Consider the following 14474-nt stretch of genomic DNA (forward strand, 5'->3'; position numbering starts at 1 on the left):
TAGACGCTAGGGTGGTACTCAAGAGAAGGGGAGTGCTCCATGGAAGACCAGAATGTGCAGCTTGATCCCGTGCCCGGGGACGAAATCCCTGGTATCGGACGCACCATCATCTCCGAGGCGGCCGTCGCCAAAGTTGCGGGCATCGCTGCCCGCACAGTGCCCGGCGTCTACTCCTTGGGTTCCGCTCCGTCCCGTGCGCTGGGTGCTATCCGCGACGCCGTCGGCAGCTCGGACCATGCAGCAGGCGTCCGTGCCGAGGTCGGGGAGACCCAAGTGGCAGTGGACATCACCTTGGTTGCGCTCTACGGGCATCCCCTGCACGGGGTCGCCAACCAGGTCCGGGCTGCTGTTTACCGCGCCGTGGAGGAACTGGTTGGTCTTCAAGTGATTGAGGTCAATATCGAAATTACGGATGTCTTCATTGCACCGCCGGCCAAACCCGCCGGAAGCAAGGCAGTAGTAGTGGAAAGGGAGGCACTTCAATGAGCATGACCGTGGTGGGAATCGCTATCGGCGCTTTCGTGGCTTTCATGTCCTTCTCGTTTGGCCTCTGGGGCTTCCTGATATCCCTGCTGTTCATGGGCATAGGCGCACTGCTTGGCCGCGCTGCTGAGGGCAAGCTGGATCTTCGCAGTGTGCTGGACGCCATTACGGGCCGGCGCTCTTCGTCATGAGCGTGGCTGAGGCTGTGGAGTACACCACCAGCCTGGCCGGCCATAACCGGATCAGTACCCAGGCATTGACATCGTTGGCCCGGGCCGCCGCATCGCAGGCGCTCGGTGTTGACGCCAGCGACATCCGCGCTGATTGGGCGGACGACGACGGCCTGTTGGCTTTGTCCATCGTGGCACCTATCAGCGTCCCGTCTTTGACCGAGGTGCTGCGTGATCCGCAGCGGGTGCAAGGCTTCGGGGGCTCCATCTGGGATCGCGCAGTGGCGGCCAAGGCCTTCGTTCTTGAAACCGTGACCCAGCTCAGTGGATCCCAGCTCAGCAGGGTGGACATCAGGATCAGCGGAGCGCACGTCACTGAGGGAGGCCGCGTCCAGTGACCCAGGATCAGGAAACACAGCAAGTGAACGCAGTGACCTCGAACGCCGGAAGCAGCCCGGTGGCCGGGGAAGACCCGAGCATGAGCCGTATCCTGCGCCGTGAGACGCATTCGTCCCGCGCGGGTGCGTCCGTGATCGCGGCCGTCCTGGTGATAGTTCTTTGCGCCTACGCCTTGCTCGAAGCAGGAGTCCGCGCCATCGGGCAGCCGCCGTGGATTATTGATCCCACCACGGCCGCGGAGCGCATCATCGCCCTTCCGGAGGGCATCTCACCACTGTTGCTTGGCGCGAGTGGCGCCGTCATCGCCATGGTGGGACTTTTCTTCCTGCTGCACGCTGTCCTGCCGGGCAGGCGTGCCCGCCACTTGCTACGGGACCCGCGCACCGCCGTCGTGGTTGATGACGAGGTCCTGGCCTCGGCGCTGGCACGTCGTGCGCGAACGGCCGCGAACGTCACCCAGGAACAGGTGATGGTTGTTGTCTCGCGGCAATTGGTGGTGGTTAATGTGCGGCCCACCTCAGGCAGCCGTGTCAGTGAAGAATCCGTCCTGGCGGCGGTGCAGGCCGAACTTGAGGACATGTCGCCGGTGCCGATGCCCGCTGTCAGGATCAACGTGGCGTCGTCGGGGGTGATCGGAGCGTGAACGGAACACCACGGGCCCTCAACCGAATACTGCTCTTCATTATTGGTGCGAAACTGCTGGCCGTCGGACTGCTTCTGGTGCTGTTGGCCACCGTGCCGGCAGTGGCCACCTGGTGGCATGGTTGGTCGGCTTCGGTGTGGGCTGGCGCTGAAAATGCCTTCCGGCAGACGCACCTTCCCGGGCGCGAAGAGAGCTGGCTGTGGATTGTGGCCGGCGTTGTTTTGGTGGCCGTCATCATTGCGATGATCGCTTGGTTGTCCCAACAGGGCAAAGGCCGGGCCAACCTTCTGGTGGCGAGCGACGACGACAGCGCCGTGGACGGCGAAGTCCGGATCGGCGGTGGGGTGGCCGAGCAGGCGCTCAGGGCCGCCTTGTCCGAGAGGACAGACCTCGCCGGCGCTTCTGTTGCCACCCTTGAAGTGAAAGGCCAGCCGGGGTTGCGTATTCGCATCCAGCCACGGCATGGTGTGGCGCCGCACGTCCTTGCTGCAGAAGTTTCTCAGTTGGTTGAAGCGTTGGACCTTGTGATCGGGCAGAAGACTCCAGTGTTGGTGCATATGGTTTCCGGCGCCCGGGCAAGATTTACCAAGGCTGAGAGGGTCCGCTGACACGTCCACCCGATAACCAGATCCACCGTCACAGAGGAGAGCACTATGAGTGAAGAGACCACAGGAGCCGAAGCGGTAAACGACGCGGCAGGGAACGCGAAGGACGGCGCAGGCGAAGCCTTGGAGAATGCCAAGGAATTCGCAGGCGAGGCAGTTGAGAACGTCAAGGAATTCGCTGGGGATGCCGCTGAGAACGTCAAGGAATTCGCTGGCGAGGCTGCCGAAAACGTCAAAGAATTCTTCTCGGGAGACGTCGGAGAAAATGCCAAGGAGTTGGCGGGCGACGTCGCGGAGAAATCGAAAGAAATCGCCGGCGACGTAGCTGAGAACGTCAAGGGCCTGGGCTCGAAGATCGCAGGGATGTTCAAGGGCGAGAAGTAGTCGTCCTTTACCGCAAACAACGGGATGGCAGCTCACGGCAGTGCGGACTACCGCGCCACCGGGGCTGCCATTCCGTTCTCTGTAGCGGGTAGCCTGAATCCCATAACGAAGGACAGGAGGCCGCGGTGGCTGGAACCACACTGGCTAAAACGACGGCGGCTGAACACCTTGCGCTTGAGGCGACGGTGTCCGGTCTCATGGCAGAACTGGCTGCATTGGAAGAACCCCGTGCCCGCGAAGTGAACCAGAGACACGGTGATGACCACGGGGTAAACCTCGGCAAGCTGCGTGCCATCGCGAAGCGGTTGAAGACCCAGCAGGATCTCTCCCGTGGGCTGTGGGACACCGGCGATACTGCGGCCAGGTTGTTGGCTCTCTTGATCTGCCGGCCCAAGGCGTTTGGGCGGGATGAGCTGGACGGCATGTTGCGCGGGGCGCGGACCCCCAAAGTGCAGGACTGGCTGGTGAATTACGTCGTCAAGAAGAGCCCGCACTCCGAAGACCTGCGGCTGGCTTGGTTCTCCGATCCTGATCCCGTGGTGGCGAGTGCCGGCTGGGCGCTGACCTCCGAGCGTGTCGTCAAGAAGCCCGAAGGCCTGGATCTCGTGCACTTGCTGGACGTTATTGAAAACCACATGAAGGACGCCCCGGACCGGCTTCAGTGGGCCATGAACCACTGTTTGGCGCAGATCGGGATCGAATTCCCGGAGCATCGGGCCAGGGCCTTGGAGATTGGGGAGCGCTTGGAAGTGCTGAAGGACTATCCCACTCCGCCCAACTGCACCTCGCCCTTCGCACCCGACTGGATCAATGAAATGGTGCGGCGTCAGTCAGTGAAGTGAGACCGGTCAGCCTCGGTTGCGGTGCATCATCCGGTAAGTGAGCTCGGCCAGGAGCTCTTCGTCGGACAGATGCGAGGCCCTGGCGATAGGGGCGATGGGAACCGTCACGCGGGGAGGTCCTTGCCGTGATTCGTCCCCGGAGCGCATGTCGTCAGGGGTGATCATTTCCGGGGCGAAGTTCGACTTACCTTTCAGGACCTCCGACACCGAACCTGCCCTCCAACCCAAAGCGTGCTCAAGCTTGCGCTGGTTGATTTCCTGCGTTCGGCGGGTCCCGGATTCCAGTGTGCGGACTGTTTTGATGGCGGTGCCAGCCTGCTTGGCCAACTGAACCTGGCTCAGTCCTTGAGCCAAGCGTTCTTCTTTGATCAGGCGGCCGATAGTTTGCAGTGCTTCAAGTTCATCCACGATTCCTACTTTTCCATAGGCAATAGTAGGCAATCAAATCAGCGCGACAAATGGCGCCTTGTTGAGCCGGGGCTCAAGCGATCGCGCGGTGTCCTGAGGCCCGCCCATCACTAAGAAGCTCAGACTGCTTGGTATCGATGCGGTTACGTTCGGTGTAAGCGCTTGCACTTAGGCAAGCTGAGTGGTTAGTGTGAGCGTCACCACATCAATTGCGCCGCCGAATCTTTGTACTCAGCGAGGAGTCTTTAGCATGAAGAAAACCAAGTACCTGCTACCGGTCGCAGCCGCCGGTGTTCTGGCACTTACCCTTTCCGCCTGTAGCGGAGATAGCGGCGGCGGGGGATCCACCGCCGGCTCGGATGATTGCTCCGCCTACGAAAGCTATGGCAAGCACGACGGCAAAACCGTATCCGTCTACTCCACGATCGTAGACATCGAGGCCACCAACCTCGAGGAATCCTGGAAGCAGTTCGAATCCTGCACCGGCATCACCATCAAGTACGAGGGCAGCAAGGAATTCGAAACCCAGATCGGCGTGCGTGCCCAGTCCGGCACCGCCCCGGACGTTGGCATCTTCCCGCAGCCCGGCCTTCTGGCCACCCAGGCACGGGCCGGTTACCTGAAGCCCGCACCGCAAACCGTTTCCGATCTGGTGGACAAGAACTGGTCCCCGGACTGGAAGAAGTACGGCACAGTGGACGGTAAGTTCTACGCCGCTCCGATGCTCGCCAACGTCAAGGGCTTTGTTTGGTACGCGCCCAAGACCTTCAAGGACAAGGGCTGGGAAGTCCCCAAGACGTGGGACGAAATGATCGATCTGTCCAAGAAGATCGCCGCGGATGACAAGAACATGAAGCCTTGGTGTGCCGGCTTCGAATCCGGTGAAGCTACCGGCTGGCCGGGCACTGACTGGATCGAAGACGTTGTCCTCCGCGCCCACGGCCCCGAGGTCTATGACCAGTGGGTGGCCCATGAGATTCCGTTCAACGACCCCAAGATCGTTGACTCCTTCAACAAGGCCGGCGACATCCTGCTCAACCCGGACATGGTGAACGGCGGCTTCGGTGACGTTCGCTCGATCCTCAGCACCGGTTTCGCCCAGGCCGGCCAGCCCGTCCTCGACGGCACCTGCGCCATGCACCACCAGGCCAACTTCCAGGCAGCCAACTGGCCTGCAGGAACCAACGTGGCTGAAGACGGCGACGTCTGGGCCTTCATCACCCCGCCGATCGACGAAAGCAAGGGCAAGGCAGTCACCGGTGGCGGCGAGATGGTTGGTGCTTACAAGGACACCGCTGAAGTTCAGTCGTTCCTGGCATACCTGGCCAGCGCCGACTTCGCCAACAACCGCGTGAAGCTTGGCGGCGTGGTCAGTGCCAACAAGGGCCTGGACCCCAACAACGCACAGTCTGACCTGGACAAGCTGACCGTCCAGATCCTCCAGGACAAGGAAACAGTGTTCCGCTTCGACGGTTCGGACCTCATGCCGAGTGCGGTTGGCTCCAACTCCTTCTGGAAGGGAATCGTGCAGTGGATCAACGGCACGTCCTCCCAGGATGTTGCCAACAGCATCGAATCCAGCTGGCCTAAGAGCTAACTCCCAAAGTGCTGCCTCCCCTGACTGGAACCCCCAGCCGGGGAGGCAGTGCTTTTCCCGGAACTTAGTGATTCACTCACGCCCCGGAGGTTGGGTATGGAATTTATTGGAGAAAAACTCCTACAAGTAGTGATAGCCCTGGCAATTTTTGCCGCGGTCATCGGCCTCATCATGTTGCTGGTGGACAGGGCACCTAAATCAGTCAAAGACAAAGTCACTGTGGCAGGCTTCCTTGCTCCTGCCGCGATCCTCATGCTCGTGGGTCTGGTCTATCCGGCCATCCGCACGTCAATGCTCGCTTTCACCGATGCAGGTGGAAATGCCAATGGGTTCGATAACTTCGTCTGGATGTTCACGCAGCCCGAGGCCCTGACCACGCTGCGGAACACCGTCATCTGGACAGTCCTGGTGCCCTTGCTGTCCACCAGCTTCGGTCTTGCCTACGCGGTGTTCATCGATAAGGCCCGGGGCGAGAAAGTACTCAAGTCGCTCGTCTTCATGCCGATGGCCATCTCGTTTGTGGGCGCCGGCATCATTTGGAAGCTCGTCTACGACTACCGCGGTCCCAACATCGAGCAGACCGGCGTCATCAACTTCTTCAGGGTCGCCCTCGGAATGGATCCCAAGCAGTTCCTGCTGGATGCCCCGGAAAACACGATCTTCCTCATCATTGTGATGGTCTGGATCCAGACGGGCTTTGCCATGGTGATCCTGTCGGCGGCCATCAAGGGCGTGCCGGTGGAACTCATTGAAGCCGCCCGCCTGGATGGTGCCAACGCATGGCAGCAGTTCCGCAACGTCACTGTTCCCGGGATCCGTGGGGCGCTGGTGGTGGTGCTGACCACCATCACCATCGCCACGCTGAAGGTGTTCGACATCGTGAGAACCATGACCGCTGGAAACTACGACACTTCGGTAGTTGCCAACGAAATGTACACGCAGGCCTTCCGGGCCGGTGAGCCGGGGCGCGGTGCGGCTTTGGCCTTGATCCTGTTCCTGATGGTGCTGCCGATCGTTGTGTACAACGCACGAGTCCTTCGTAAGCAAAGGGAGATCCATTGACAGCCACGCCAGCCCCGAAAGAGGCCTCGAAGGGCGCCGCCCGGCCGCGTCCTGGATCCGATCCCACCGAGGACGCCCAGCCGATGATGCGGCGGGTGAAGACCAAGCTCACGTCCAAGTGGGCAACAGCGGCAGCGATCATCATCGCCGTCGTATGGTCCGTCCCGACGTTCGGCCTCTTTGTTACCTCGTTCCGGCCCGCGGCGAAGCAAGTGGGCCCTCGCTCCGACGGTTGGTGGAATGCATTCACCGACTGGCAGTTCACGTTCAAGAACTACGCGGATGTCCTCACCCCCGCGGGGTCGCAGTCCGCTAACCTCTCGCAGTACTTCGTCAACTCCATTGCGATCGTCATTCCGGTCACCATCTTCGTGCTGGTCCTGGCGTCCATGGCTGCGTACGTTTTTGCGTGGGGGAAGTTCAAGGGCCGCGACGGACTCTTCATTTTCGTCTTTGCCCTGCAGATCATTCCGCTCCAGATGGCACTCATCCCGTTGCTGCAGTTCTTCACGCAGACGCTTCAGCTCCCGGCGGGTTCGTACGCCCAGCTGTGGATTGCCCACACCATGTTCGGCCTTCCGCTGGGCATCTTCCTGCTCCACAACTTCATCTCCGAGATACCCGGTGAAGTCATTGAGGCGGCACGAGTGGATGGCGCCGGGCACAGCACCATCTTCTGGCGGATCATCCTGCCGCTCTCGGTTCCGGCACTCGCCTCGCTGGCGATCTTCCAGTTCCTGTGGGTTTGGAATGACCTGTTGGTGGCCTTGGTGTTCTCCGGTGGAACGGCGGACGTAGCCCCGATTACGCAGCGTTTGGCGGAGATTTCCGGTACCCGCGGTGCAAGGGACTACCTGAACCCGGCGGCGGCATTCGTGTCCATCATTGTTCCGCTTCTGGTGTTCTTCGGATTGCAGCGCTACTTTGTGCGCGGCTTGCTGTCCGGCGGTCTTAAGGGCTAAAGAGGCGCCCTCGGTTGCGCAGCGCATTACGTGGCTGCGTAACCGAGGGCATCAAACCAAGGCTCCACACTTAAGGTGAAGGCGGAGCAACGGCGGCCGGAGAGGGGAGCCTGTGTCAAAAACAACGGGTAGATCCCAACGCGGTGGCCATACCGGCGTCAGCATTGAGGACGTTGCGGCAGCCGCTGGAGTCTCCACGGCCACCGTCTCACGAGCCGTCCGGGGATTGCCCCGGGTGTCTCCCGCCACCCGGGAAAAGATCCTCGAGGTGGCCAGTTCCCTGGGCTACGTTGCGTCGTCGTCGGCGTCCGGCTTGGCGACCGGCCGTACACGCACCATCGGCGTGCTGGCCCCGTTCGTCAGCCGCTGGTTCTTCTCAAAGGCCATTGAGGGCGCGGACCGGGAGCTCCACTCACGCAAGTACAACCTCTCCCTGTTCAACCTGGGCGGTCATGGCAGTAACCGTGAACGCCTTTTCAGTTCAACCATGGTCTACAAGCAGATCGATGCACTCCTGGTTCTCTGTATGTCTTTGACCGAGGAAGAGCTGGAACACCTCCACAAGATCGACATCCCGCTGGTGGTGGTGGGCGGTCACGTTGAGGATTGCGCGTATATCGGCATCAATGATTACGACGCCGCGTCCACCGCAGTGCGGCATCTGCTGGACCTGGGCCACCAAGACATTGCGCTGCTCCATGGTGACGACGAAACGGACCTGAACTTCGACGTCCCTCGCGTGCGTATCCGCGCGTTCCAGGAAGTCATGACCGACGCCGGCCTGGAAGTCCGGCCCGAATGGGACCAGTGGGGCGATTTCACGGTGGCCAGCGGTCAGCAGGCGTTCAACCGGCTCTGGAGCCAGCCCGGCCGCAAACCGACCGCCATCTTCTGCTCTTCGGACGAGATGGCGATGGGCGTCATTTTCGAGGCCGGACGGCATGGCGTCAGAGTGCCGCAGGACCTTTCAGTCATCGGGATCGACGATCACGACTTCTCGTCCTCGCTGGGGCTCACCACCGTGGGGCAGAGACCCGACAACCAGGCAGAGCTAGCCACCAAGATGCTGCTGGATGAGTTGGACGGCAACCCGGGGGCGGTCCATTCAGAAGTGGCCCCCCACAAACTGATTGTGCGCGAGACAACGGCCCCGCCCACCCGAAACTAGGAAGCGCGGGCCAGCTGCCGGATGGGGATCCACCGCGATGCGAGCCTGCGGTAGGCAGCGGCCGCTCCGGTCATGTCACCTTCAGCCAGGCATTCAATGCCGAGCCGGACATCCATGGGGGACTCGTCCGGGTACACCTTGTCAGCCACAGCCCCATAGTCCAGCTCCACCATGGACTGGACGTGGAAAAGTTCCAACCATTCCGTGAGCTGTGTCAGGTCATCCAGCATGTCCAAATCCGGCGCAGCCAACGCCAAATGGGCCACGGCAAACCGGGCCCGGTCCAAGGCTTCCGTGAGCGGTGTCCACACCCGGACGGTCAGAATGCGCCCCTCGGCCTCCACCACGTCCTTTCGGTCCGACTCACTGAAGAGCGAGAACCAGCTGAACGGTATGCCCCACGTCGAGGCGCGGGTGTGTACCCGTTTTGCGGCCTCCCCGGCGTTGATGCGATCAATCCTGGCCTGGTGCTTGTCCCGCTGCGAGACCGGAATGAGGAGATCTGCCAGCGGGCTGTGCACGCCGTCCATGAGCGCATTGGCGGCCAAGCCGGCCCTGATCACCAGTTGGCTGGGGCAGTAAAGCAGCCGTCCGGCGTCGTGGTCTTCTGTTTCCGACGCCGCAGCGTGCCGTCCGGTGGGCACGCGCGTCATGCGGACCAGGTCCGTGTGGCCGGTGGGAAAAGGGTCGCCGCCGGAACGCGTAATGCGTCCCAGGGATGCTTGGAGCTCCGCATTTTCGACGGCGGCCCGGGAACCGTTCCTGGTGCCCTCCGCCACGAGCTGGCGCTGCTGCTCGGGCGGGAACGCCTCAAGGGGCTCGTAAATGCGCAGCGACGAAGAGAACGGCAGACCTGCCTGGCCCCGGTACAGGTTTCCAGTCATATCAACCGCCCTTTCGTCAGTGAGCCTTTACTTAGTCTGCGAGCTCCACAATGACCGGAGCATGGTCCGAAGCGCCTTTGCCTTTGCGTTCCTCGCGGTCAATGGAGGCACCCGTGACCCGTGAGGCAAGTTCCGGGGATGCCAGGCAGAAGTCGATGCGCATTCCTTCTTTCTTGGGGAAGCGCAGTTGTGTGTAGTCCCAGTAGGTGTAGACGCCGGGGCCCGGGGTGTAGGGACGGACGACGTCGGTGAACCCGGCGGCCTCAAACGCATGGAAGGCGGCGCGCTCGGGTTCGCTGACGTGGGTGTAGTTGTTGGTGCGGAACAGTTCGATGTCCCAGACGTCGTCGTCGAACGGGGCGATGTTCCAGTCACCCATGAGGGCGATCTGGGCCTTCGGATCAGCCTTGACCCACTCGGCTGCGTGGCCCTGCAGGACGTCCAGCCATTTGATCTTGTACGGCATGTGCTCGTCGTCCAGCGAGCGGCCGTTGGGAACGTAGAGGCTCCAGATGCGGATGCCGCCGCAGGTGGCGGCAATGGCGCGGGCTTCCTGGGCAGGGTCCTTGCCGGCCTTGCCGAATGCCGGCTGGTCCAGGAAGGTGCGCTGCACATCCTCCAAGCCCACGCGCGAAGCGATGGCTACGCCGTTCCACTGGCTCACACCGAAGTGCGCAACCTCGTAACCCATGCGCTCAAAGAGCTCCCACGGGAAGTTCTCGTCCTTGCACTTGGTCTCCTGGATGGCCAGGACATCACAGTCGCTGCGCTCAAGCCAGGCTTCAACGCGGTCGGCACGGGCGCGGAGGGAGTTCACATTCCAGGTAGCTATCTTCACAGCCTCTAACTTACCGAACTTGGGGCTGAGCGCATCCCATGACGGGTTTTTACCTTGACGAACTAGCGGACGTACAGCGCTGAGGACGATGCCAGCTTGCGGAGCCCGATGCCCGAGGCGATGAGGAGCAAACCGGTCACTATCGCGAATCCGGCCAGCATCCATACCAGGCCCAGGAGGCCCAGGCCCGGGTTCACCAGCACCACAATCCCGAACACCGTGGTGATCAGGCCTGTCAGGAGCCAGATGCCCCAGCTCCGGACGAAGGTCCTCGCAGCAAGTGACAGGATGATTTGGGAAAGGCCCAGGACCAAGGCCCACAATCCGATCAGCACACCGATTGCGGCCGCCATAATTCCCGGCAAAGCAATTGCAACAATGCCTGCCGCGATGGAGATGAGCCCACCCGCTATGGTCCAGCGGGAACGGCCGGCGGGGTCGTAGAAATAGTGGGCCACGCTGGTAATGCCGTCAATGATCGCGAAAACACCGAACATGACAACCACCACTAAAGCGGTGGCGCTTGGCAGAACAAAGATCAACAGGCCAAAAACTATGGATAGGGCTCCCCGGACCAGCAAAGCAGTTCCCGGGCTTTTGAACATTTTGCGATCCGCGGCGTCGTGCATACGGCTCAGCGTAACCAACCACGTGCCTTTACCGCATCCCCTCGCGCCGGATAGCTGTGGCAATTGCTGCGGCACGGGTTTCGACGCCGAGTTTCGCGTAGATGTGGGCGAGGTGTGTTTTGACGGTAGCTTCGGAAATGAAGAGCCGTTTTCCAAGGTCCCGGTTGCTGAGGCCCTCGGTCAGGAGGCTGAGCAGTTCGGCTTCGCGGGGGGTGAGGATCTCGTCCGGATTCCGCAGTTGTTGGAACAGCCGCGACGCCACTGGCGCGCTCATCACGCTTTTCCCCTGCACCGCGCCCCGAACTGCTGCGAAGATCTCTTCCGGGGCGGCGTCCTTGAGTAGATAACCCATGGCTCCGGCGTCCACGGCGCGCACAATGTCGGCGTCGGAATCGTAGGTGGTGAAGACGATGACGGCTTGCTTCGGGTTCCGCTGACGGAGTTGCTTGATGGCTTCGATCCCATCCATTCCGGCGCCCATCGCCAAATCCATGAGGACTACAGCGGGCGAATGCTCCTGAACAGCTTTCAGGGCTTCCTCACCGGAGGACGCTTCCCCGACGACGGCGATGTCAGCTTGGGTGCCCAACAGTGCCTTGAGTCCGCTCCGGACCACGGTATGGTCATCGACGAGGACCACGGAGATGGTGTTCACAGGGCCTCCTTCAGGGCGTTTCCCGGATCGGCAATCCCGGCCAGCGGGAACTGCGCCGCGATGATGGTTCCTTCACCGGGCGAGCTCTCCACAGACAATTCTCCGCCCAACTGTTCAACCCGCTGCCGCATGGCGCGGAGGCCGTATCCTCCGTGAGCCGACGCCGGAGGTACCGCTGCAGGATCAAAGCCGCGGCCGTCGTCGAACACGTCCAAGGTGACCGCGTCCGGGAGGAACCCCAGTGTCACGCTGGCGTGGTCCGCGCGGGCATGCAGTTTGATGTTGGCCACGGCGCTCTGGGTGACGCGGAGCAGGGCGTGCCGCACCTCGGAAGGAAGGACCTGAGGCTCGCCCGTGACGTGGACGCTGACGGTCTCAAAGTACTGCCGCGCCGCGTGTTCCAGTGCCTCGGGGAGCGGCCCCGTCTCAAGGCCTGGCGCGGAGAGTTCGTGCACCAGGCTGCGGGTGTCGGCAAGGTTTCGCCGGAGCAAATCTGTTGCCTTGCGTACGTCGTTGTGGGCGGTGTCGGCTGGCCAGGAGCGCTGGGCCGCCTCGAGGAGGAGCAAGCTGCTGGCAAGGCCCTGGGTGACGGTGTCGTGGATTTCGCGTGAGACGCGCTCGCGTTCGGTGGCAATTCCCGCCTCACGTTGCTTCGCCGCGAGTTGCTCCTGGGCTTGAGTGACGTCGTCGAAAAGTTTGCGCTGCAGTGCCGCGTCGCGCTCAATCTTGTCGTAAATCAGGGTCAGAAGCGCGCCCGCAGCCAGCGGGCCCAGCAGCATGGCGACGTCCGTCCAGCCGCTCATCCGGAAGAGCCCGACGGCGGTAGCGGCCGCCGTCGCGCCTCCCGCCACGTAACCGGCCCACCCGCGGAACGCCGTGCGCGTGAGGAAGAAAATGGCGAAGGAACACCAAGCGAAGCTCGGGGCGACCACCACCAACGCGGCCCACGCTGCCACCAAAGCCACCATCCACGGAATCCAGAGCTGGTGTGCGCGCTGGCCCGGTGGTTGGCGGTGAGCCAGCACCGCTGTCACCGCATACAGCGCGCACACGGCCCCGGCCAAAGCAACGGTCCACACGTTGTCCGCGGGGGAGTGGCGCATGACGTACCGGACTGCGGAGGACACCATGAGGACGGCAAAGCCTGCGTGCACCACGGCATCAATACGGCCATCGAGCCGGGTGCTGGGCTGGTTGCTGGGTTTTTGCCGTAGTTGAGCAGTTGCCATGGGTGGTTCCCGTTCCGGGTATCGGTGGAAGGCGTTCTTTCCATGCTAGATCCCGCGCAGTCATTGGTCTCTCCACCTTTTGGCTGATACCGGTGACGGAAAGGCTGAGCCTGGGAACGGCGCCCGGCCGATGTGGCATGGGACGGTTCGCGAAAGCATGGAGACGTACCCGAAGCTAACTACGAGGAGAACCCTGTGAAGAAGTCCAACAAGATGATCGCCGCCGCCGCTGCCGGAGCATTGTTGCTCACCGGCGGTGTAACTGCCGTGGCAAACGCAGTGTCGCCCGCAGCCGCGCCGGCCGCACCCGTGAAAGTCGCCGCAGAAGTTCAGCCGGCACCGGAGAACGTTGTAGCGCAGAACCGCATCTCCGTGGGCGCCTCCAGCGCAGCCGTCAACGCTGCGCTCGCCAAATGCCAAGCGGACAAGCTGCCGTTCGTCACCGTGGCACTGGTTGACCGTTTCGGCACCGTCCAGGCACTCCTCCGCGGGGACAACGCCGCAGAGCACACCATCGAAGCCGCCAAGCAGAAGGCCTACACGGCAGCTGCATTCGGCGCCCCCACCAGCGAGCTCGCCAAGCGCATCAACGGCAACGGTCCCTCCATCGCCGACCTCCCGGGCACCTTGTTCCTGGCCGGCGGCGTCCCGCTGAAGGTCAACGGCGTTTCCGTTGCCGGGATCGGCGTGGGCGGTGCACCCGACGGCGCACTTGATGAGGCCTGCGCAACCGCCGGTGCCGATGCCTTGGCCGTGGCAGCGAAGTAGCCTGTGAACATGCGGAACGCGCGCGGTTTGGCCCTGGGATCGGCAATTCTTATCGCCGGGTTCGTGGCCGGCTGCGCGCCTTCCAGCCCGGCTTCGACTCAATCAGCCCCCACCTCAGGCGCAGCGTCGACCGCCAGTCCCGTCCCGTCGTCGTCGGCTGTACCGTCCAAAGTCACAGCGCCGCCCACAGTCACAGCGCCGCCCAAACTCTCACCGGAGGCCCAAATCGAAACCGACCGACTCCTGATCCTCGCCGCGAAGGCCAACGACGCTGCGAAGGTACGTGAGCTGATCGCGGCGGGAGGCAACGTGAACGCCAAGGACGACATCCAGGACTCGGCATTCCTTTACGCCGGCGCCGAGGGCTTCAACGAGGTCCTGCAGTTGACGTTGGCGGCCGGGGCGGACGTGCGCAGCATCAACCGGTACGGCGGCACGGCCCTGATCCCGGCGAGCGAGCATGGGCATACGGAAACTGTTCGGATTCTGATCGCAGCTGGTGTGCCCGTGGACCACGTCAACAACCTGGGCTGGACCGCCATGCAGGAAGCCATCCTGCTCAATAACGGCGGACCCAAGCAGCAGGACGTGGTCCGGCAACTGCTCGCGGCCGGAGCCAACCCGGACATCCGCGACCCCCAAGGCCGAACCGCCCTGCAGAACGCGGAGCGGCTCGGATTCACGGAGATCGCGGCCCTGATCCGGTCCCGCTAATCCCAACTAGGTCGCAGTTCAGGTCGTTCTCAGC

At 62.5% G+C, this 14474-nt stretch carries 19 protein-coding genes; 13 read left to right on the top strand and 6 right to left on the bottom strand.

Features of this window, described 5'->3' with window-relative positions:
* The first annotated feature begins 39 nt into the window (after window positions 1-39).
* The 7 genes from AR689_RS14585 to AR689_RS14615 all read left to right on the top strand — a co-directional run bounded on the left by AR689_RS14585 (window position 40) and on the right by AR689_RS14615 (window position 3526).
* Window positions 40-486 (top strand): Asp23/Gls24 family envelope stress response protein, encoded by a 447-nt coding sequence (locus AR689_RS14585; protein ID WP_062071273.1) that lies wholly within the window; start codon window positions 40-42, stop codon window positions 484-486.
* Window positions 483-674 (top strand): DUF2273 domain-containing protein, encoded by a 192-nt coding sequence (locus tag AR689_RS14590; RefSeq protein WP_018779541.1) that lies wholly within the window; start codon window positions 483-485, stop codon window positions 672-674. The genes AR689_RS14585 and AR689_RS14590 overlap by 4 nt, the downstream gene beginning before the upstream one ends.
* Complete coding sequence (locus AR689_RS14595) at window positions 671-1051, top strand: hypothetical protein (RefSeq protein WP_062071275.1); 381 nt, start codon at window positions 671-673, stop codon at window positions 1049-1051. The genes AR689_RS14590 and AR689_RS14595 overlap by 4 nt, the downstream gene beginning before the upstream one ends.
* The gene (locus tag AR689_RS14600) at window positions 1048-1695 is read left to right on the top strand and encodes a DUF6286 domain-containing protein (protein ID WP_062071277.1); all 648 of its coding nucleotides are present in this window, start codon (window positions 1048-1050) and stop codon (window positions 1693-1695) included. Before AR689_RS14595 ends, AR689_RS14600 begins: the two co-directional genes overlap by 4 nt.
* Window positions 1692-2303, top strand: a complete 612-nt coding sequence (locus tag AR689_RS14605) for a hypothetical protein (RefSeq protein WP_062071279.1) — start codon at window positions 1692-1694, stop codon at window positions 2301-2303. Before AR689_RS14600 ends, AR689_RS14605 begins: the two co-directional genes overlap by 4 nt.
* A 45-nt stretch (window positions 2304-2348) precedes the next feature.
* Window positions 2349-2684: a hypothetical protein gene (locus AR689_RS14610; RefSeq protein ID WP_062071281.1), complete on the top strand. Its 336-nt coding sequence runs from the start codon at window positions 2349-2351 to the stop codon at window positions 2682-2684.
* 125 nt (window positions 2685-2809) lie between these two features.
* Entirely contained in the window at window positions 2810-3526 is a 717-nt protein-coding gene (locus tag AR689_RS14615) for a DNA alkylation repair protein (RefSeq protein WP_062071283.1), read from the top strand.
* Window positions 3527-3532: 6 nt separating this feature from the next.
* On the opposite strand, the gene AR689_RS14620 is transcribed toward AR689_RS14615, so the two are convergent.
* On the bottom strand, window positions 3533-3934 hold the full coding sequence (locus AR689_RS14620) for a helix-turn-helix domain-containing protein (RefSeq protein WP_062071284.1): 402 nt from the start codon (window positions 3932-3934) through the stop codon (window positions 3533-3535).
* A 250-nt stretch (window positions 3935-4184) separates the two neighbouring features.
* On the opposite strand from AR689_RS14620, the gene AR689_RS14625 reads away from it, so the two are divergent.
* From AR689_RS14625 to AR689_RS14640, 4 genes are all read left to right on the top strand, one after another.
* Window positions 4185-5531 carry an ABC transporter substrate-binding protein gene (locus tag AR689_RS14625; RefSeq protein ID WP_062071286.1) on the top strand — a complete coding sequence of 449 codons (1347 nt, stop codon included), beginning with the start codon at window positions 4185-4187 and terminating at the stop codon, window positions 5529-5531.
* A gap of 96 nt (window positions 5532-5627) precedes the next feature.
* Window positions 5628-6593, top strand: coding sequence for a carbohydrate ABC transporter permease (locus AR689_RS14630; RefSeq protein ID WP_062071287.1), 966 nt, complete (start codon window positions 5628-5630; stop codon window positions 6591-6593).
* A complete protein-coding gene (locus tag AR689_RS14635; RefSeq protein WP_062071289.1) occupies window positions 6590-7555 on the top strand; it encodes a carbohydrate ABC transporter permease in 966 nt (321 codons plus the stop codon). Before AR689_RS14630 ends, AR689_RS14635 begins: the two co-directional genes overlap by 4 nt.
* A gap of 112 nt (window positions 7556-7667) precedes the next feature.
* The gene (locus tag AR689_RS14640) at window positions 7668-8723 is read left to right on the top strand and encodes a LacI family DNA-binding transcriptional regulator (protein ID WP_062071292.1); all 1056 of its coding nucleotides are present in this window, start codon (window positions 7668-7670) and stop codon (window positions 8721-8723) included.
* On the opposite strand, the gene AR689_RS14645 is transcribed toward AR689_RS14640, so the two are convergent.
* The 5 genes from AR689_RS14645 to AR689_RS14665 all read right to left on the bottom strand — a co-directional run bounded on the left by AR689_RS14645 (window position 8720) and on the right by AR689_RS14665 (window position 12958).
* Complete coding sequence (locus AR689_RS14645; RefSeq protein ID WP_062071294.1) at window positions 8720-9607, bottom strand: DUF8083 family protein; 888 nt, start codon at window positions 9605-9607, stop codon at window positions 8720-8722. The genes AR689_RS14640 and AR689_RS14645 overlap by 4 nt on opposite strands.
* Window positions 9608-9638: 31 nt before the next feature.
* On the bottom strand, window positions 9639-10445 hold the full coding sequence (locus AR689_RS14650; RefSeq protein ID WP_062071296.1) for an exodeoxyribonuclease III: 807 nt from the start codon (window positions 10443-10445) through the stop codon (window positions 9639-9641).
* A gap of 62 nt (window positions 10446-10507) precedes the next feature.
* Complete coding sequence (locus AR689_RS14655; RefSeq protein WP_231745535.1) at window positions 10508-11092, bottom strand: HdeD family acid-resistance protein; 585 nt, start codon at window positions 11090-11092, stop codon at window positions 10508-10510.
* A 10-nt stretch (window positions 11093-11102) separates the two neighbouring features.
* Complete coding sequence (locus tag AR689_RS14660; RefSeq protein WP_062071299.1) at window positions 11103-11729, bottom strand: response regulator; 627 nt, start codon at window positions 11727-11729, stop codon at window positions 11103-11105.
* A complete protein-coding gene (locus tag AR689_RS14665) occupies window positions 11726-12958 on the bottom strand; it encodes a sensor histidine kinase (protein ID WP_062071301.1) in 1233 nt (410 codons plus the stop codon). Before AR689_RS14665 ends, AR689_RS14660 begins: the two co-directional genes overlap by 4 nt.
* Before the next feature lie 195 nt (window positions 12959-13153).
* On the opposite strand from AR689_RS14665, the gene AR689_RS14670 reads away from it, so the two are divergent.
* Window positions 13154-13726: a GlcG/HbpS family heme-binding protein gene (locus tag AR689_RS14670; protein WP_197412890.1), complete on the top strand. Its 573-nt coding sequence runs from the start codon at window positions 13154-13156 to the stop codon at window positions 13724-13726.
* A gap of 9 nt (window positions 13727-13735) precedes the next feature.
* Entirely contained in the window at window positions 13736-14440 is a 705-nt protein-coding gene (locus AR689_RS14675) for an ankyrin repeat domain-containing protein (RefSeq protein ID WP_062073815.1), read from the top strand.
* Window positions 14441-14474 lie beyond the last annotated feature (34 nt).

This window comes from Arthrobacter sp. EpRS71 (assembly GCF_001512285.1).
Lineage (GTDB): Bacteria > Actinomycetota > Actinomycetes > Actinomycetales > Micrococcaceae > Arthrobacter.